Origin of the sequence: Dokdonella fugitiva (genome assembly GCF_014138265.1) — a bacterium.
Lineage (GTDB): Bacteria > Pseudomonadota > Gammaproteobacteria > Xanthomonadales > Rhodanobacteraceae > Dokdonella_A > Dokdonella_A fugitiva_A.
The window spans coordinates 194568-212996 of record NZ_JACGXL010000004.1 but is presented as its reverse complement, the minus strand read 5'-3'; the positions used below and the strand labels follow the sequence as shown (position 1 = coordinate 212996).

General features: G+C 70.1%; 18 protein-coding genes. 12 read left to right on the top strand and 6 right to left on the bottom strand.

Translation table 11 applies throughout. The features are described 5' to 3' along the window. Positions 1-65 precede the first annotated feature (65 nt). Together FHW12_RS13455 and FHW12_RS13450 are read right to left on the bottom strand one after the other, a co-directional pair. Entirely contained in the window at positions 66-1763 is a 1698-nt protein-coding gene (locus FHW12_RS13455) for a proline--tRNA ligase (protein ID WP_182531544.1), read from the bottom strand. A 105-nt stretch (positions 1764-1868) separates the two neighbouring features. Beyond that, positions 1869-2294: a DUF4124 domain-containing protein gene (locus FHW12_RS13450; RefSeq protein WP_182531543.1), complete on the bottom strand. Its 426-nt coding sequence runs from the start codon at positions 2292-2294 to the stop codon at positions 1869-1871. 148 nt (positions 2295-2442) lie between these two features. On the opposite strand from FHW12_RS13450, the gene pssA reads away from it, so the two are divergent. The 9 genes from pssA (at position 2443) to rimI (ending at position 9673) form a co-directional block, all read left to right on the top strand. Beyond that, positions 2443-3240, top strand: coding sequence for a CDP-diacylglycerol--serine O-phosphatidyltransferase (gene pssA, locus FHW12_RS13445; protein WP_182531542.1), 798 nt, complete (start codon positions 2443-2445; stop codon positions 3238-3240). Beyond that, positions 3237-4985 (top strand): ATP-binding SpoIIE family protein phosphatase, encoded by a 1749-nt coding sequence (locus FHW12_RS13440; RefSeq protein ID WP_182531541.1) that lies wholly within the window; start codon positions 3237-3239, stop codon positions 4983-4985. The genes pssA and FHW12_RS13440 overlap by 4 nt, the downstream gene beginning before the upstream one ends. Next, positions 4982-5323, top strand: coding sequence for an STAS domain-containing protein (locus FHW12_RS13435; protein ID WP_182531540.1), 342 nt, complete (start codon positions 4982-4984; stop codon positions 5321-5323). Before FHW12_RS13440 ends, FHW12_RS13435 begins: the two co-directional genes overlap by 4 nt. Beyond that, the gene (locus FHW12_RS13430) at positions 5320-6117 is read left to right on the top strand and encodes an MlaE family ABC transporter permease (protein ID WP_182531539.1); all 798 of its coding nucleotides are present in this window, start codon (positions 5320-5322) and stop codon (positions 6115-6117) included. The genes FHW12_RS13435 and FHW12_RS13430 overlap by 4 nt, the downstream gene beginning before the upstream one ends. A gap of 1 nt (position 6118) precedes the next feature. After that, a complete protein-coding gene (locus FHW12_RS13425) occupies positions 6119-6919 on the top strand; it encodes an ABC transporter ATP-binding protein (RefSeq protein WP_182531538.1) in 801 nt (266 codons plus the stop codon). Between the two features lie 132 nt (positions 6920-7051). After that, complete coding sequence (locus FHW12_RS13420) at positions 7052-7978, top strand: MlaD family protein (protein WP_182531537.1); 927 nt, start codon at positions 7052-7054, stop codon at positions 7976-7978. Further along, on the top strand, positions 7975-8598 hold the full coding sequence (locus FHW12_RS13415) for an ABC-type transport auxiliary lipoprotein family protein (protein WP_182531536.1): 624 nt from the start codon (positions 7975-7977) through the stop codon (positions 8596-8598). Before FHW12_RS13420 ends, FHW12_RS13415 begins: the two co-directional genes overlap by 4 nt. Further along, the gene (locus FHW12_RS13410; protein ID WP_182531535.1) at positions 8591-9088 is read left to right on the top strand and encodes a hypothetical protein; all 498 of its coding nucleotides are present in this window, start codon (positions 8591-8593) and stop codon (positions 9086-9088) included. The genes FHW12_RS13415 and FHW12_RS13410 overlap by 8 nt, the downstream gene beginning before the upstream one ends. Before the next feature lie 150 nt (positions 9089-9238). Next, entirely contained in the window at positions 9239-9673 is a 435-nt protein-coding gene (gene rimI, locus FHW12_RS13405) for a ribosomal protein S18-alanine N-acetyltransferase (protein WP_220484475.1), read from the top strand. A gap of 97 nt (positions 9674-9770) precedes the next feature. Here rimI and FHW12_RS13400 read toward each other — a convergent pair whose 3' ends face one another. Then, positions 9771-12605: a valine--tRNA ligase gene (locus FHW12_RS13400; RefSeq protein ID WP_182531533.1), complete on the bottom strand. Its 2835-nt coding sequence runs from the start codon at positions 12603-12605 to the stop codon at positions 9771-9773. A 114-nt stretch (positions 12606-12719) separates the two neighbouring features. Here FHW12_RS13400 and upp point away from each other — a divergent pair, with 114 nt between their 5' ends. Continuing rightward, the gene (upp, locus tag FHW12_RS13395; protein WP_182531532.1) at positions 12720-13355 is read left to right on the top strand and encodes a uracil phosphoribosyltransferase; all 636 of its coding nucleotides are present in this window, start codon (positions 12720-12722) and stop codon (positions 13353-13355) included. A gap of 208 nt (positions 13356-13563) precedes the next feature. Here upp and FHW12_RS13390 read toward each other — a convergent pair whose 3' ends face one another. Genes FHW12_RS13390 through FHW12_RS13380 form a run of 3 tightly spaced genes read right to left on the bottom strand, consistent with a single transcriptional unit; the run spans position 13564 to position 15933 of the window. Continuing rightward, positions 13564-13986 (bottom strand): DNA polymerase III subunit chi, encoded by a 423-nt coding sequence (locus FHW12_RS13390; protein ID WP_182531531.1) that lies wholly within the window; start codon positions 13984-13986, stop codon positions 13564-13566. A gap of 4 nt (positions 13987-13990) precedes the next feature. Next, positions 13991-14446, bottom strand: a complete 456-nt coding sequence (locus tag FHW12_RS13385; RefSeq protein WP_182531530.1) for a hypothetical protein — start codon at positions 14444-14446, stop codon at positions 13991-13993. Continuing rightward, entirely contained in the window at positions 14443-15933 is a 1491-nt protein-coding gene (locus FHW12_RS13380) for a leucyl aminopeptidase (RefSeq protein ID WP_182531529.1), read from the bottom strand. Before FHW12_RS13380 ends, FHW12_RS13385 begins: the two co-directional genes overlap by 4 nt. Positions 15934-16079: 146 nt before the next feature. Between FHW12_RS13380 and lptF the strand changes: the two genes are divergently transcribed. Further along, positions 16080-17231, top strand: a complete 1152-nt coding sequence (lptF, locus tag FHW12_RS13375) for an LPS export ABC transporter permease LptF (RefSeq protein WP_182531528.1) — start codon at positions 16080-16082, stop codon at positions 17229-17231. After that, complete coding sequence (gene lptG, locus FHW12_RS13370) at positions 17228-18322, top strand: LPS export ABC transporter permease LptG (RefSeq protein ID WP_182531527.1); 1095 nt, start codon at positions 17228-17230, stop codon at positions 18320-18322. Before lptF ends, lptG begins: the two co-directional genes overlap by 4 nt. Positions 18323-18429 lie beyond the last annotated feature (107 nt).

Below are 18429 nucleotides of genomic sequence, written 5' to 3'. Positions count from 1 at the left end.
GGCCGCGCCGATCTGTGATCGATTCCGCAGTTTGCGCCGCAGCGGATCGCGCCTGCGGCGATGCCTCAGGCGAACAGCCGCGCCAGCTCGTCGCGCGACAGCGAGCGGTTCTCGCTCTCGCCGCGACGGCGGTATTCGAACGTGCCTGCGGCGAGGCCGCGCTCGCTGACCACGATGCGATGCGGAACGCCGATAAGCTCGATGTCGGCGAACATCGGGCCGGGGCGCAGGCCGCGATCGTCGAGCAGCACGTCGACGCCGCGCGCGGCCAGCTCGTCGTAGAGCTTCTCCGCTTCCTCGCGCACCTGCGCGTTCTGCGCCGCGCCGATCGGGCAGACCGCGACGCGCCACGGCGCCATCGGTTCCGGCCAGATGATGCCGGCATCGTCGTGGTTCTGCTCGATCGCCGCGGCGACGATGCGGCTGACGCCGATACCGTAGCAGCCCATCTGCATTACCTGCGCCTTGCCGGCGTCGTCGAGCACGGTCGCGCCGAGCGCCTGCGCGTACTTGTCGCCGAGCTGGAACACGTGGCCGACCTCGATGCCGCGCGCGATCTTCAGCGTGCCCTGGCCGTCGGGCGAAGGATCGCCCTCGACGACCTTGCGGATGTCGGCGACGCGCGTGATGCGCGCGTCGCGCTCCCAGTTCGCGCCGCGGTAGTGCGTACCGTCCTGGTTGCCACCGCAGACGAAATCGGCGAGTGCAGCGGCGCTGCGGTCGACGATGACCGGGATCGAATCCGGCAGGCCGGCCGGACCGATGAAACCGGGTTTGGTGCCGGTCGCGCGCACGATCTCCGCTTCGTCGGCGAGCATCGACTCGCCGGGCAGTTCGGCGAGCTTGGCCGCCTTGACCTCGTTGACCTCGTGGTCGCCGCGCACGCACAGCGCGACCAGGCCGTCGTTACCACGCACGAGGATCGTCTTCACGCACTGCGACGGCTTCACGCCGAGGAACGCGGTGACTTCGTCGATCGTCTTCTGCGTCGGCGTCGCGACGCGCTCGAGTGCCTGCATCGCCGCTGCGCGCGGCGCGCCGGGCGCGACGGCCTCGGCCATCTCGATGTTGGCGGCGTAGTCGGAGCCGGTCGAAAATGCGATCGCATCCTCGCCCGAATCGGCGAGCACCTGGAACTCGTGGCTCGCGTTGCCGCCGATCGCGCCGGTGTCGGCCTGCACCGCGCGGAACTTCAGGCCCAGCCGCGTGAAGATGCGGCCGTAGGTGTCGTACATGTTGCGGTATTCGTTCGCGAGGCAGTCCTGCGTAAGGTGGAACGAATACGCGTCCTTCATGAGGAACTCGCGCGCCCGCATGACGCCGAAGCGTGGCCGGATCTCGTCACGGAACTTGGTCTGGATCTGGTAGAAGTTCACCGGCAGCTGCTTGTAGCTGCGCAGTTCGTTGCGCGCATAGTCGGTGATGACTTCCTCGTGGGTCGGGCCGTAGCAGTACGAGGCGTCCTTGCGATCCTTGATCTTCAGCAGTTGCCCACCGAACTTCTCCCAGCGCCCGGTTTCCTCCCACAGCTCCTTCGGCTGGATCGACGGCATCAGCAGCTCGAGTGCGCCGGCTCGATTCATCTCCTCGCGCACGACGCCCTCGACCTTCGACAGCACGCGCAGGCCGAGCGGCGACCACGTGTAGATGCCGGCGGCGAGCTTGCGGATCATGCCGGTGCGCAGCATCAGCCGGTGGCTGGCGATCTCCGCGTCGGCGGGGACTTCCTTGACGGTCGCGAGGTGGAAACGGGACAGGCGCATGACGTTCCGGAGGGTGAGACGGAACGTTCGATTCTAGCAGCGCCGCCACGGCGCGGGCAGCGCGCGGAAGGTGCGGTGGCGAGCCGGCCCCGGCCCGGCGCCCCGTCAGTGCGAGCAGAACAGCTTGATCTGCCCGTTCGCGCGGTCGATGTCCTGCTGGCGGCTCTTGGCCGCGTCGAGGTCGGTCGGGTAGCCCTGCGCGTCGACCGGGATCTTGCGACCTTCGGCGACGCCGAGGTTCTGCCGCGCGATCGCGCAGTTGCGCTTGATGTCCTCGGGGGCGTAGCCGGCTGCGGCGGCGAGCGCGGGGCCGCCGTTCTTGTCGGCGGCCGGCTTCTCCTGCTGATCCTCGGCGGGCTCGTTCGAGGTCACGCCGCCCTTCATCTTGACCTTCTGCGCCTTGACCGAAGCCGGCGGCGGCGAGTCGGAGAAGTGCTTGGTGCCGTTGGCGTCGGTCCACGAATACATCTCGCCGGCGGCCACGGGCAGGCTGGCGGCGAGGAGGGCGAGCAGGAGCCAATTGCACTTCATGGGGCGACCTTTGTCTTCGACGCGCCGTCAGGAGCGGCACTTGGGCGACTGGATAGCACCACTTCGGCCACGATACAAGCAAGAACGCCCGGATTTGCGGATCACGGTACACTCGCGACCACACATCCACCATTGCCGCTGATCGACCATGGAAGCTCCCTCGACCGGCGCGCGCAAACCGCCGCGCGGTATCTACCTGCTGCCGAACCTGTTCACGACCGGCGCGATGTTCGCGGGTTTCTACGCGATCATCGCCGGCATCGGCGGCCGCTACACGGAGGCGGCCGTCGCCGTGTTCGTGGCCGGCATCCTCGACGGCCTCGACGGGCGCGTGGCGCGCCTGACCGGTACGCAGAGCGATTTCGGGGTGCAGTACGACTCGCTGTCCGACCTCGTCAGCTTCGGGCTCGCCCCCGCGCTCGTGCTCTATACGTGGTCGCTGTCGGCGCTGAAGACCTACGGTTCGGGTTGGGGCAAGCTCGGTTGGGCGGCCGCGTTCATCTACGCGGCCTGCGCCGCGCTGCGCCTCGCGCGCTTCAATACCCAGGTCGGCGTCGCCGACAAGCGCTATTTCCAGGGCCTCGCGAGCCCCGCCGCGGCCGGCCTGTGCATGTCGTTCGTCTGGGCGATCGAGTCGGGCGGGCTCGGCCTCAAGGCGAGCGAGATGGACTTCGTGACACCGGTCGTCGCCATCGTCGCCGGCCTGCTCATGGTCAGCCGGGTGCGCTATTTCAGCTTCAAGGCCTGGCCGAAGTCGGACCGCGTGCCGTTCATCTGGATCCCCGCGGCGATGCTGATCCTCGTCGCGCTCGCGGTCGATCCGCCGCGCGTGCTGTTCGGCATCGCCGTGCTGTACGTGATGTCCGGGCCGGTGATGACGCTCTGGGGCCTGCGCCGCAAGCGCAGCGAGCGCGCTTCGCGCGGTTCCGGGAAGGGCGAGGGATGAAGGCGCTGCGCGCCCGCTCCGCCGGCGCGCGCACCGCGGGCCACGCGCGCGCGGCGCAGCGCCCCGCGACCGATCCGCGCGCGGGCGAGGCGGGCACGCTCGCCTTCCTCGCCGAGCTGTCGCAAGCCCTCGCGGTTTCGCTCGACCTGCGCCAGACGCTGTCGGAGACGGTCACGCGCGTGGTCGACTTCATGCAGGTCGAGGCCGCTTCGCTGTTCCTGCTCGACCCGGCCACGCTCGTGCTCGACTGCCGCATCTGCATCGGCCCGGTCGACATCACCGGCGTGCGGCTCGCGGTCGGCCAGGGCATCGTCGGCAGCGCGGTCGCCGAGAACGCGACCCAGCTCGTCGTCGACGCCGCGGACGACCCGCGCGTCTGGCGCGCCGCCGACGACAGCACCGGCTTCGTCACGCACAGCCTCGTCTGCGCGCCGCTGCGCACCGCGGCGGGCCCGATCGGCGTGCTCGAGATCGTCAACCGGCGCGACGGCACGCCGTTTTCGGCGGCCGACGCCGAGCTGCTCGAACTCGTCGCCGCGCCGGCCGCGCTCGCGATCAACAGCGCGCGCATGGCCGCGAGCCTGCTCGAGCAGCAGCGCCTCAAGCGCGAGTTCGACCTTGCGCGCCGGCTGCAGAAATCGCTGTTGCCGCACCGCCGTCGCGACGGCTTCCCGGTGATCGGCGTGAATCGTCCCGCGCACGAGATCTCCGGCGACTTCTACGACCACTTCGAACTCGCCGACGGTCGCATCGGTTTCGTCGTCGGCGACATCTCGGGCAAGGGCCTCGACGCGGCGCTGCTGATGGTGCGCGCGGCGAGCCTGCTGCGCTGGGCCGGCAAGGACGGCATCGAGCCGGCCGCCTGGCTCTCGCGTGCGAACGACGAACTGTGCGAGACGACCCAGGACGGTCGCTTCGTCTGCGCGCTGGTGGGCTACTGCGACCGCGCGGCGACGCGCGTGCGCTTCGCCGGCGCGGGCTTCCCGCCGGTGATCGTGCAGCGCGGCGACGCGTTCGACGAATACCCATCGGGCGGCCCGCCGCTCGGCATCCTGCCCGGCGTCGCGTTCGAGCAGCGCGAACTCGCGCTCGCCGGCGGCACCTTCTACGCGTTCTCCGACGGCGCGACGGACGTGCGCGACGCGCAGGGCCGGCCGATCGGCAACGCCGGCGTGCGCGCGCTGATCGCGCGCCATGCGAAGGAGTCGCTCGAGCCGCGCCTGCGCAGCCTGCTCGCCGACCTCAAGCAGCTGCGCCTCGTCGACGACACCACCCTGCTGCTGGTCGAGGCGCCGCGCGCCGAGCAGCCCGAACGGCTGGTCGACCTGCGCGTGCCCGCGCGCGCCGAATCGCTGCGCGAACTGCGCGGCGCGGTGCGCGCGGCGCTCGATGCGCTCGGCGTCGAGCCGCGACTGCGCGACAAGCTCGTGCTCGCGGTCGACGAAGCATGCGCGAACATCATCCGGCACGGCTACGGCCAGTCCTGCGACGGCGACATCGAGCTGTGCCTCGCGCGCAACGGCACGACGCTCGCGTTCGAACTGCGCGACACCGCGCCGTGCGCGGATCCGGCCGCGCTGCGGCCCAAGCCGCTCGGCGAGATGCGCTGCGGCGGCTTCGGCATCGCGCTGATCGACGAGGTCATGGACGACTGGCGCGTCGAGCCGCTCGCGGGCCGCCGCGGCAATCGCCTGGTCATGCACAAACGCATCGAAGACATCGCCGGGGAGGCGAACGAGGCATGAGCGTGTCACCGAATGGGGTCGCCGCCGAACGCGGCGACGGTTACGTGCTGGTCCGCCTCAGCGGCGAGGTCGACCTGTCCTGGTCGCAGGAAGTGCGCCGCGCGGTGCTCGATGCGCTCGCTGCGGGCACGCCGGTCGGCGTCGAATTGTCCGCGGTCAGCTACATCGACTCGTCCGGCATCGCCGCGCTCGTCGAGGGCTTCCAGCAGGCGCGGCAGAACGGCGGCCGCTTCGCGCTCGTCGCGGTCAGCGACGCGGTGCGCGCGGTGCTCGAACTCGCACGGCTCGACCGCGTGTTCCTGCTCGTGCCGAGCGCGGAAGCGCTGCTCGCCGCGTGAACGCGCTCGCGCGCCCGCTCGGCGACCTCGGCCGCGCCACGCTCGGCGCGTTCGCCGGTGTCGGCTACGCGGCGATGTTGCTGCTCGAAGCGTGCTACTACGTGTTCGCGGGTTGGCGCATCGGCCAGCCGGTGCGCATCGCCGCGGTCGCGCGGCAGATGCGCGAGATCGGCGCGAACGCGCTGCCGATCGTCGCGCTGCTGGGGTTCACGGTCGGGCTCATGCTCGGCATCCAGTTCATCGCCTCGCTGTCGGAGTTCGGTGCGCAGTCGCAGGTCGTCGTCGCGGTCGCGAAGTCGGTCACGCGCGAGTTCGGCGCGCTGATCACCGCGATCCTCGTCGCGGGTCGCTCCGGCTCCGCGCTCGCCGCGCGCATCGGCTCGATGTCGGTGTCGCAGGAGGTCGACGCGCTCGCGGTGATCGGCATCGAACCCGTGCGCTACCTCGTCGCGCCCGCGCTCGTCGCGATGCTCGTGATGCTGCCCGCGCTCACGATCTTCGCCAACGCGGTCGCGATCTTCGGTGCCGCGCTGTACAGCGCACCCGCGCTCAACGTGACGCCGACTGCATACCTGCTGCAGACGATGTCGTTGCTGTCGACCGGCGACCTTTGGCAGGGTCTGTCGAAGAGCGTCGTGTTCGCCGTGCTGATCACCCTGATCGGCGTGAGCACCGGCTTCTCCGTGAGCGGCGGCGCCGAGGGCGTCGGCCGCGCGACGACGCGCTCGGTCGTGCTGTCGATCTGCTGGATCATCGTGGTCGACATGGTGTTCTCGTTCTTCCTGAACCGATGACATGAACGCTCCCGTGCCACTCATCGAAGTCGAGCAGCTCGAGGCCTGGTACGGCCGCCGGCGCGTGCTGCACGGAGTCGACTTCGCGGTCAACGCGGGCGAGATCCGCGTGATCATGGGGGGTTCCGGCTCGGGCAAGAGCACCCTGCTGCGCCACCTGCTCGGCCTGCAACGGCCGGTGTCCGGGCGCGTGAAGCTGTTCGGCGTCGACCTCCGCGAGGCGAGCGAACGCGCACTGCTCGACGTGCGCAAGCGCATCGGCGTGTCGTTCCAGGGCGGCGCATTGCTGACTTCGCTCACCGTCGGCGAGAACGTCGCGCTGCCGCTGCGCGAACACACGACGCTCGACGAGTCGACGATCCGCATCATGAGCCGGCTCAAGCTCGAGGTGGTCAACCTCGGCGGTTTCCAGGACCTCATGCCGAGCCAGCTCTCGGGCGGCATGGTCAAGCGCGCGGCGCTCGCGCGCGCGATCGTGATGGATCCGCGCCTGCTGTTCTTCGACGAGCCGTCGGCCGGGCTCGATCCGGTCGTGTCGGCCGAGCTCGACGAGCTGATCCTGCGCCTGCGCGACGCGCTGCGCATGACGATCGTCGTCGTCACGCACGAACTCGAGAGCGCGTTCAAGATCGCCGACACGATCACCGTGCTCGACCAGGGCAACATCCTCACCACCGGCACGGTCGCGGCGGTGCGCGCGAGCGACAACGAGCGCATCCAGGACCTGTTGAACCGGCGCCCGCGCGAAGTGCAGGTCGATGCCGACGCGTACCTCAAGCGGCTGACCGAGGAGGAAGCTTAGAATGCGCGGGTTGCCCGTGGGAGCGGCGGAAGCCGCGATGCTTCGGCCGCGGAATGCCGACGAGGAGCATTGCGGCTTCCGCCGCTCCCACAGGAAAGCTGCGATGCAGGGATGGGTGAAGGGGCGCCATCGATGAAACGCGACACCATCAACTACACCCTGGTCGGCGCGGTCGTCGTCGGCGCGATCGCGCTGCTGCTCGTCGCGCTCGCGCTGATCACCGGCAAGGGCGTCGCGAGCACCGACTACCTCGTGCGCTACCGCAACGTGACCGGCCTGCGCTACGGCGCGCCGGTGTTCTACGAGGGCTACCGCATCGGCCAGGTCGGCGCGGTCACGCCCGAGCGCACTGCCGACGGCACGCGCTACAAGGTGGTGCTGTCGATCCGCCGCGACTGGCCGATCCCGGTCGACAGCCCGGCGCGGTTGCAGTCGAGCGGACTGCTCGCCGACGTCTCGATCGGCATCCGCGAAGGCGCGAGCCACGACACGCTCGCGCCCGGCGGCGAACTCAAGGGCATCGAGGGCGCCGACATCTTCGCCGCGGTGAACGAGCTCGCCGGCCAGGTCAGCGAGCTCACGCGCACGCAGATCTCGCCGCTGATCGCCACGTTGTCGCAGCGCGTCGACTCGATCACCGGCACGATCGACAAGACCACGCCGGTGATCCTCGAGCAGACGCGCGCGCTGCTCGAACGCGCGAACCACGCGTCCGATGCGCTCAACGACTTGCTCAAGCCGGAGAACCGCGCCGCGGTCGGCGCGATCCTCGGCGAGGTGAGGAACCTCGGCGCGGAGCTGCGCAAGACGCGCGCGACGCTCGACCAGGCGCTCGGCGACCTCGCCGGCATCGCCAAGGACAACCGGCCCGACGTGCGCAGTTCGGTACAGGACCTCGCGAGCGTGCTCGGCGCGCTGTCGGCGCGCATGGACGTGATCACGCACCACCTCGAATCGTCGAGCCGCAACCTCGACGAGTTCAGCCGCGAGATCCGCAGCCATCCGAACCGCCTGATCCTCGCGCCGAAGGCCGACAACCTGCAGGAAGAGCCGCAATGAGGACATCGAACCTGGTCCGTCCGGCGCTCCTGCTCGTCGCGCTCGCGCTCGCCGGCTGCGGCGCGCCGACGGTGCCCGATTTCACGTATTTCCGCCTGCCGCGCGCGCAACCGCTCGAAGCGGCGCCGGCGCCGGTGTTCCACGAGCCGCTCGTCGTCGACGCATTCGGCGCCGACGGCCTGTACGCGGACCAGGCGCTCATCTACGCGGTCGACCCGGGCGCACAACAGCTGCGCCAGTACCACTACCAGCTCTGGACCGACCCGCCGACGCGCATCCTGCAGCGGCGCCTGATCGCGCAGCTGCGCGAATCGAAGATCGCGGGACAGGTCACCGACGAACTGCCCGCGAGCGACCCGGCGATCCGCATCAGCGGCATCATCCTGCGCTTCGACCGCGTGCCGAGCGGCGCCGGTGGCTGGAGCGCGGTGGTCGCGCTCAAGCTGCGCGCGGACGGCCGCGACGGCCGGCCGATCGTCGACGACTACTACCGCGCGGAAGAGGTGGCCGCGGGCAACGACATCAAGTCGACCGTCGATGCCTACGGCGCCGCGCTCGACCGCATCTACGCGCAGTTCCACGCCGACCTGCGCCAGCGCGGAGGCCCGCGGCATGGATGACCGCGACCTGCACCGGCTCGCCGAGATCGGCATCGACGTGTACCTGCCGCGTGGGGCATCGCCCGCGCCGCGGGCGAACCTCGTGCATGAGCCGGCCGCCGTCGCGCCTGTGCCGGCGACCGCGCCGGGCGGCGGCGTGCTGCTGCTCGCCGACGCTTCGAACCCGCGTGGCGCTGCCCTGCTCGCCGGGGTCGTGCGCGCGCTCGCGTTCGCCCACGTCGACTGCGCGCAGGCGGGCAACGCCGACGAGGCGACGCTCGCCACCGCGCGCGCACTCGTCGCGTTCGGCGACGCGCAGGCGCGTGCCGCGGGCGCCGCGCTGAGCGCGCAGCGGCAGCGCGAGATCGGCTGGGTCGTCACGGCCGAACCGGCCGTGCTCGCCGGCGATGCGCGGGCCAAGCGCGCGCTGTGGAGCGAGCTCAAGCGCGTCGTGCGGCCGCTGCGCCCGGCGCCGCGGCAGGCGGGACGCGCTGCGGGCGACGAACGGTAGGCGTACGCCGCCCGGCGTGCCGCCGGCCGACGATCGCGGCCACCATTCGTGGCAAGATGCGACCGGCTTCCGGTGGTTCCGGAAGGTAGCGATGGCGCCGGACCGATCGTGGTCGCGATCCTCAAGCAGGCACAACCCGAGTTCCGCCGCATGCAGGCCGACGACCTCGACCGGGTCGCCGAGATCGAGGCGCTCGCCTACGAATTCCCGTGGAGCCGCGCGATCTTCGCGGACTGCCTGCGCGCCGCCTACGAGTGCGTCGTGCTCGTCGATGCGCACGCGATCGTCGGTTACGGCGTGCTGTCGAGCGGCGCGAACGAAGCGCACGTGCTCAACGTGTGCGTGCTGCCCGGCCTGCACGGCCGCGGCCACGGCCGGCGCATCGTCAGGCGCCTGCTCGACATCGCGCGCTGGCAGCGTGCCGAGCGCGTCTACCTCGAGGTACGGCCGTCGAATCCGCGCGCGATCGCGCTGTACGAATCGATCGGCTTCAACGAATTCGGCCGGCGGCCGAACTACTACCCGGCGAAGAAGGGGCGCGAGGACGCGCTCGTGATGGCGATCGAGCTGCTGCCGCCCGAGTGAGGAACGCCGGCGCGTCGTGCCGTGCGGACGATCGCTCGCCGCGTGGTCTGCAGACAAGCGTGCGCGACTCCGTGACGGAGTCGCGCACGTCACGGGCTCAACCGCGCAGGCGCTCGAGCTGCTCGCGCAACGCCGCGACCGTCGACGTGAAATCGGCGAGGCGCTGCTTCTCCTGCTCGACCACGGTCGCCGGTGTCTTCTCGCCGAAGTTGCCGAGCTTGGTGCTCGATTTCGCGATCTCGCCGTCGAGGCGCGCGATTTCCTTCTCGAGGCGCGCACGTTCGGCACCGAGGTCGATCAGTCCGACGAGCGGGATCAGCAGCTTCATCTCGCCGACGATCGCCGCCGCCGCAGCCGGCTCGGCTCCACCCGCATCGAGCCAACGCTGCGACTCGGCACGCGCGAGGAAGCCGATCTGCGCGCCGAATTTCGCCGTGCGCGCGCGATCGGCCGCGCCGCCGCCGGTGTAGAGCAGCGGGATCTCCTTGCGCGGCGCGATGTTCATCTCGCTGCGGATGCGCCGCACTTGGGTGAGCACCGCCTTGAGCCATTCGATTTCGGCCGTCGCCGCGTCGTCGGCTGCGAAATCGTCGGCACGCGGATAGAGGAGCGTCGAAATGCTCGTCGACGCGCCGTACGCCGCGTGCTTCAGGCCGGACGCGGCGAGCGCGGGGGCAACCTCGTGGAACAGCTCTTCGGTGATGAAGGGCATGATCGGGTGCAGCGCGCGCAGCACCGCGTCGAGCACGACGAGCAGGGTGCGGCGCGTCGACGCCGCAGCGGCCGCGTCGCCCCCGTTGAGCGCGGGCTTGGCGAGTTCGAGGAACCAGTCGCAGTAGTCGTTCCAGACGAACTCGTACAGCGCCTGCGCGAGCAGGTCGAAGCGATAGGTCGTGAAATGTGCTGCGACCTCGGCCAGCGTCGCGCGCAGGCGCGTGAGGATCCAGCGCTCCGCTTCGGTCGCAGGCGCGGCCGACGCGGCAGGCTGCGCGCCGTCGCCGACGTTCATGAGCACGAAGCGCACCGCGTTCCACAGCTTGTTGCAGAAGTTGCGGTAGCCGTCGGCGCGCTTGAGGTCGAAGTTGATCGTACGGCCGTAGCTCGCGAGCGCGGCGAAGGTGAAGCGCAGCGCATCGGCGCCTACCGTGGGGATGCCGTCGGGGTAGTCCTTGCGGATGCGCTTCTCGACCTTCTCGCGCACCTGCGGGATCAGCAGCGATGCGGTCGACTTCTTCACCAGCGACTCGAGGTCGATGCCGTCGATGAGGTCGAGCGGGTCGATCGTGTTGCCCTTCGACTTCGACATCTTCTGGCCTTCCGCATCACGCACGATCGCGTTGATGTAGACCTCGCGGAACGGCACCTTGCCGGTGAAGTACTGGGTCGCCATGACCATGCGCGCGACCCAGAAGAAGATGATGTCGAAACCGGTGACGAGCACGTTGCTCGGCACGAACGCCTGGAACTGCTCCCACTCGGCCGCGCGCGCGGGCGTCTCGCCCGGCCAGCCGAGCGTCGAGAACGGCCACAGCGCGGACGAGAACCAGGTGTCGAGCACGTCCTCGTCGCGGCGCAGGGCGCCGACCGGCTCGGTCGCCGCGTGCGCGAGCGCATCGGCTTCGTCCTCGCCGACGAAGATGTTGCCGGCCTCGTCGTACCACGCGGGAATCTGGTGGCCCCACCAGAGCTGGCGGCTCACGCACCAGTCCTGGATGTTCTCGAGCCACAGGTTGTAGGTCGTCGCCCAGTTGTCCGGCACGAAGCGGATCTCGCCGTCGCGCACCGCAGCGAGCGCGGGTTCGATGATCGCCTTGCGTCCGCCCGGGCGTCCGTCGGGCAGCGCGTCGCGCGTGAGGTCGAGGAACCACTGGTCGGTCAGCATCGGCTCGATCACCGCGTCGGAGCGCTGGCTGACCGGAACCTGCAGCTTGTGCTTCTTCGTCTCGACCAGCAATCCGGCCGCTTCGAGGTCGGCGAGCACCGCCTTGCGCGCGGCGAAGCGGTCCATGCCGCGGTATTTCTCCGGCGCGTTGTCGTTGATCTTCGCGTCGAGCGTGAGCACGACGAGGGGGCTAAGGCCGTGGCGCGCGCCGATCTGCCAGTCGTTGAAGTCGTGCGCGGGCGTGATCTTCACGCAGCCGGTGCCGAACTCGCGGTCGACGTACTCGTCGGCGATGACCGGGATCTCGCGGCCGGTCAGCGGCAGCTTCAGCGCCTTGCCGATCAGCGCCTGGTAGCGCTCGTCTTCGGGATGCACCGCGACGGCGACGTCGCCGAGCATCGTCTCGGGGCGCGTCGTCGCGACGACGAGGCCTTCGCCGCCGTCGCTCGCGGGATAGCGGATCGACCACAGCGAGCCGTCCTTCTCCTCGTTGTTGACCTCGAGGTCGGACACCGCGGTCATCAGCACCGGGTCCCAGTTGACGAGTCGGCGGCCGCGATAGACCAGGCCGTCGCGATACCACTGCACGAACACGCGGCGCACCGCCGCGGACAGTCCTTCGTCCATCGTGAAGCGTTCGCGCGACCAGTCGACCGAAGCGCCGAGGCGGCGCATCTGGTTCGTGATGGTCGACCCCGACTGTTCCTTCCACGCCCACACGCGCTGGACGAACGCCTCGCGACCGAGGTCGTGGCGCGACGTGCCTTCCGCGGCGAGCTGGTTCTCGACGATCTTCTGGGTCGCGATGCCGGCATGGTCGGTGCCGCCTTGCCAGAGCGTGCGGTAGCCGCCCATGCGGTGATAGCGGATCAGTGCGTCCATGATCGTCTGCTGGAACGCGTGGCCCATGTGCAGGGTGCCGGTCACGTTCGGCGGCGGCAGCTGGATGCAGTAAGGCTCACCGCTCCCGGCGGGCGCGAACAGGCCGTTCGCCTCCCACAGCGCGTACCACTTCGATTCGATCTGGCCGGGTTCGAAACTGTTTTCCATGCGTGCAGCGGGCCGTCGTGCGGCCCTCTCCGGAGGGGGTCGGCCATTCTAGCAGGGGGCGGCGCGGCGGCCGGGTCTCGCGGTATCGTGGAGGAAACGAACGGAGGGAAGGCGATGACGGCAGGCGTGCAGGTGATCGGGCATCCGCTGGTGCAGCACAAGCTGACCCTGCTCAGGAGGAAGCAGACGAGCACGATCGAGTTCCGCCGCCTGCTCGGCGAACTCGCCGCGCTGATGGCCTACGAGGTCACGCGCGACCTGCCGCTGCGCGAGGTCGCGATCGAGACGCCGGTCGCGGCGGCGACCGGGCGCGAGATCGACGGCAAGAAGGTCGTGCTGGTGGCGATCCTGCGCGCCGGCATCGGCCTGCTCGACGGCATGCTCGACGTCGTCCCCGGTGCGCGCGTCGGCCATGTCGGCCTCTATCGCGACGAGCAGACGCTGCACCCGGTCGAGTACTACTTCCGCATGCCTCGCGATCTCGAGGAGCGCGACGTGATCGTCGTCGATCCGATGCTGGCGACCGGCAACTCCGCGGTCGCCGCGCTCGACCGCGTCAAGGCGCAGCGGCCGCGCTCGCTGCGCTTCGTCAGCCTCGTCAGCTGCCCGGAAGGCATCGCCAACCTGCGCGCGCGCCACCCTGACGTGCCGGTCTTCACCGCGGCGATCGACGAACGCCTCAACGAGCACGGTTACATCGTGCCGGGCCTCGGTGACGCGGGCGACCGCTATTTCGGCACGCGCCCGTAGAGCAGAGCGGGAGACTGAAACACGAAGGACACGAAGGACAAGCCCAAGATTGAAACACGGAGCACACGGAGCACACGGAGAAAACAAGAACCGAGTTCGCTTTTTCTCCTCCGTGTGCTCCGTGTGCTCCGTGTTTCAATCTTCGAATCCCTTGCTCTTCCTTCGTGTCCTTCGTGTCCTTCGTGGTCTTTCCGCTCTTTTTGGGTGACTACATGTCGTGCTTGGCGACGTCGAAGCCCGCGGCCTTGTAGGTCTTCCAGCGTTCGCGCGAGCCCGCGCGTTCGGCCTCGTCGGCGGGCACGACTTCGAGCACGCGTTCGAACAGGCCCGGCGCGCAGACGTCGCGCAGGTTGATCACGAGCGGGCGGTCGGCGGCGTCGACGCCGGGCGGCACGATCAACACCGCGGTGATCGCGTCGTCGTCGTCGCCGGCGATCTGGTGCGGGATGAACGCGTTCTCGTCGAACGCCCACAGCAGCTCGTCGAGCGCTTCGGCCTGGTCGTGCGAGCGCACGAGGACCAGGGTCGGCTGCTCGCCCGCGAACGCCTTCTTCGCGAGTTCGCACACGAGCAAGAGCGGCTCGGCGCGGAAGCGCGGCTTGTCGATGAGGTAGAAGTCGGCGCGCGGCATGGCGTCAGACGCCCCGGCCCGCCGCCGACGGCGGATCGGCGACGAACGAAAGGGCGAGCACCATGCCGGCCAGCATCGCGAACACGCTGCCGCACAGCACGCCGAAATACGCGAGCACGGCGCCGCCGCGATGACCCGGCGCGCGCGTCTTGTAGAGATAGTACGGCACGAAGATCGAGGTGAAGAACACCACGCCGAGGTTCAGCCACCACGGCCTGCGGATGCCGAGCTGGCGCGAATCCATCTCGAGCCAGGTGAAGCACAGCAGCAGTACGGCGAGCTGGTAGGCGATGTTGAGACCGCTGCCACGGATCGTCTGCACGGCGTCCTGCATCGCGGCCGGATTCGCGAACAGTTCGACGTGCTGCGCGGCGAGCAGGCCGCCGATCACGAGGCTGACGCCGAACACCGCGGCGACCACCTGCGTCTTGCGCTTCTGCAGCAGGTCCGGCTCGGTCATTTCGCGCTGCGATCGATGAGGTACTGCACGAGCAGCGGCACCGGGCGCCCGGTCGCGAGGCCCTTGCGGCCTTCGTCCCAGGCGGTGCCGGCGATGTCGAGGTGGGCCCAGCGGCGGCCGTTGGTGAAGCGCGCGAGGAAGCAGCCCGCGGTGATCGCGCCGGCGTTCTTGCCGCCGATGTTGGCGACGTCGGCGAAGCCGGACTCGAGCTGGCCCTGGTAGTCGTCCCACAGCGGCAGGCGCCAGGCGCGGTCGTGGGTGAGCGTGCCGGCGACGAGCAGCTGGTCGGCGAGTTCGTCGTCCTTGGTCATGAGGCCGGACGCGTGCTTGCCGAGCGCGATCACGCACGCGCCGGTGAGCGTCGCCGCGTCGATGATGACCTCCGGATCGAACTTCTGCGCGTAGGTGAGCGCGTCGCAGAGGATCAGGCGGCCTTCGGCGTCGGTGTTGAGCACCTCGATCGTGAGGCCCGACATGCTGGTCAGGATGTCGCTGGGCCTGTACGCGTTGCCGTCGGGCATGTTCTCGACCGCGGGCACGATGCAGACGAGGTTCAGCGGCAGCTTCAGCTCGACCGCGGCGAGGAACGCGCCGAGCACGCCGGCCGCGCCGCACATGTCGAACTTCATCTCCTCCATGCCTGCGCCGGGCTTGAGCGAGATGCCGCCGGTGTCGAACGTGATGCCCTTGCCGACGAGCGCGTACGGGCGGCTCTGGTCGCCCTTGCCCTGCCAGCGCAGCACGACGAGCTTGGGCGGGTTGGCCGAACCCTGCGCGACGCCGAGCAGCGAACCCATGCCGAGCTTGGCCATGTCCTCGCGCTCGAGCACCTCGAGCGTGACGCCCGCGTGCGCGTCGGCGATCTGCTTCGCCTGAGCGGCGACGTAGGACGGGTTGCAGATGTTGGGCGGCAGGTTGCCGAGTTCCTTGGCGAAGCGCACGCCGGCGGCGATCGCGCCGGCTTCGGCCAGCGCGCGCGCGGCCGAGACCGGAGCCGCGAACTCGACCGCCTGCAGCTGCGGCGTCTTCGCCGCTTCCTTCGGCTTGAACGTCGCGGTGTAGCGGTACGCCTGCGCGTCGGCCGCGAGCGCGGCCGTGCGCAGCTTCCAAGCGTCGTCGCGGCCGGGTACGCCGAGTTCGGCCAAGGTGGAATAGGCGGACGCGACCGGCAGTGCCTTCAGCGCTCGGGCAGCGTCGTTGACCGCGCGATGGTAGGCCGCGGCGTCGAATTTCTTCTGGTCGCCGAGGCCGACCACGAGCACGCGCTCGGCGGCGACGCCCGGCAGGCCGAACAGCACGATCGAAGTGCCGGCCTTGCCGCTCGCGTCGCCGCTCTCGACGAGGCGGCGGATCGCGCCGCCGGACGTGGCATCGACGCGCTGCGCGGCGGCGCCGAGCACGCGCTCTTCGTGGATGCCGACGACGAGGCACGGGGTCGCGGCGCTTTCCGGTGCGTCGCTGCGGATGCTGAACTTCAGGGTGGTCATCGGTGTTTCGCCAGATGTGGATGTTCCGGGTGCGCGCGCGGTTACACTGTGCGCCCTTCGTCGGACTAGGGCCGGACCGGCCGGACCGCGTGACGATGCAGCCGCGGCGCCCCGGCGACCGGCCTGCGCCGCCATTGCCAGCGCGCATGAAGCTTTCCATTCTAAGGCAAAACAACCCGCTTGCCCTGCGCATCGTCGATCGCTACCTGCTGCGCGAACTCGCCGTGGGTTTCCTCGCCGCGACCGCGATCCTGCTGCTGGTCATGGTCGGTGGCGCGGTCGCCGACCTGCTCGCGAAGATCGCCAAGGGGCGCATCCCGGCCGAGCTGCTGTTCACCCTGATCGGGCTGCGCACGATCGGCACGCTGACGATCCTCATGCCGCTGGCGGTGCTGCTCGGCGTGCTCAGCGCCTACGGGCGGCTCTGGCGCGACAGCGAGATGGCCGTACTGCAGTCGTCCGGTCTCGATTCGACCGGTCTGCTGCGGCCACTCATGCTGTTCGTGCTGCCCACCATGCTCGTGCTCGCAGCGATCTCGTTCTGGCTCGCGCCCGCGTCGGAGCGCCTGTCGCAGCGCCTGCTCACCGAGGCGAGCCGCTCGCTGATCGTCGCCGGCCTCGAGCCAGGCCGCTTCGTCGAGCTGCCCGGACGCGACGGCGTCATCTACGTCGGCGAGATGTCGGCCGACGGCACGCAGTTCAAGCGCATGTTCATCGAGAGCGAACGGCCCGACAACGAAGCCGGCAAGACGCGCATCGACGTGATCACCGCGACGCACGGCTTCCTCTACCACGATGCCGACGGCGAGGGGCGCTACATCGCGCTGCAGGACGGCTTCCGCGTCGAAGGCAAGCTCGGCGAGGACGACTTCCGCCTCATGCGCTTCGTGCGCAACGACATCAAGTTGCCCGACAGCGCCGGCGACGACGACGAGGCCGCGCAGAAGCGCGCGGCGCCGACCGCGGTGCTGCTGCGCGGCGGCGACGACCCGGTCATGATGTCCGAGCTGCACTGGCGCCTCGCCGCGCCGCTGTCGGTGCTCGTGCTCGGCCTGCTCGCGCTGCCGCTGTCGCGCACGAGCCCGCGTGAACCGCGTTACGCGCGCATGCTGCTCGCGCTGCTCGCCTGGCTCGTCTACTACAACGGCCTGCTGCTCGGCCGCGCGTGGATCGGCCAGGGCAAGCTCGCCGCGGGCTTCGGCCTGTGGTGGGTGTACGTGCCGGCGCTGGCGATCGCGGCCTGGCTGATCTGGAGCGGCGAGCGCCTGAAGGCGCCGCGCAGGGTGCGCCGCGCATGATCCGCCGCCCCCTGTTCAAGCGCGTCGACTGGCTCGTCGCCGCCGCGGTGCTGAGCGCGGTCGTGGTCGCCTGGGCGGTCATCGTCGGGCTCGACGCGTTTCGCATCTTCATCGGCGAACTCAACGACGTCGGCCAGGGCGGATACACGCTCGCGCGCGCGGTCGCCTACGTGCTGCTGACGGTGCCGCGGCGCTGCTACGAGATGTTCGGCTACGCCGCGCTGATCGGCGGCCTGCTCGGCCTCGGCGGGCTCGCCGGCACCGGCGAGCTGACCGCGTTGCGCGCGGCCGGCCTGTCCAAGCTGCGCATCTGCGCGTCGGTCGTGCTCGGCCTGGGCCTGCTCACGCTCGGCGTGGTCGTGCTCGGCGAGACACTCGGCCCGTACGGCGAACGCAAGGCGCAGGCGCTGCAGCTCGCCGCGAAGTCGAAGGACGTCGCGCTCGCCAAGGGCGTGCTGTGGGCGCGCGACGGCGAGACGGTGATCGGCGCCCGCCACGGTCGTACGCATGGCGCCAAGGGCGAGGTCGACCTCGACGGCGTGCGCGTGTTCGAGTTCGACGCGGACGGCCGCCTGCGCGCGCTGTCGATGGCCGGGCACGCGATCCACGTCGAGGGCCAGTGGACCTTGCACGACGTGCGCCGCACCGAGTTCGGCGAAGGCTCGGCGGCGAGCACGAAGCAGGACTCCAAGGCGTGGGATTCGCAGCTCGATCCCGGCCTGCTCGCGAGCAGCATCGTCAAGGCGCAGTACATGACACTGCGCGACCTCGGCCAGAACATCGCTGCGCTCGACCGCAACCGGCAGGACGCGTCGACGTTCCGCGAGGCGTACTGGGCGCGCGTGTTCTATCCGCTGAACGTGCTCGTGCTGGTGTTCTGCGCGGTCCCGTTCGCGTTCGGCGCGCTGCGCAGCGGCGGCCTGTCCAAGCGCCTGTTCATCGGCATCGTGCTCGCGCTCGGCTTCTACCTGCTGCAGCGCGCGATCGTCAGCGTCGGCTCGGTGTACGGCTTCCACCCCGCGGTGGCGAACCTGGTGCCGCCGCTGATCCTCGTCGCGCTCGCGGTCGCCTACTTCCGCCGGCATGCCTGAGCGCACCCGGCGGCCCGCCGCGGCGGGCCGGCAAATGGCGCCGAACAAGGCCAAAATGTGCGCCGATCGCCGCGGCGGCCGGCCCGGCGCGGTGTAAGATGAAGCGA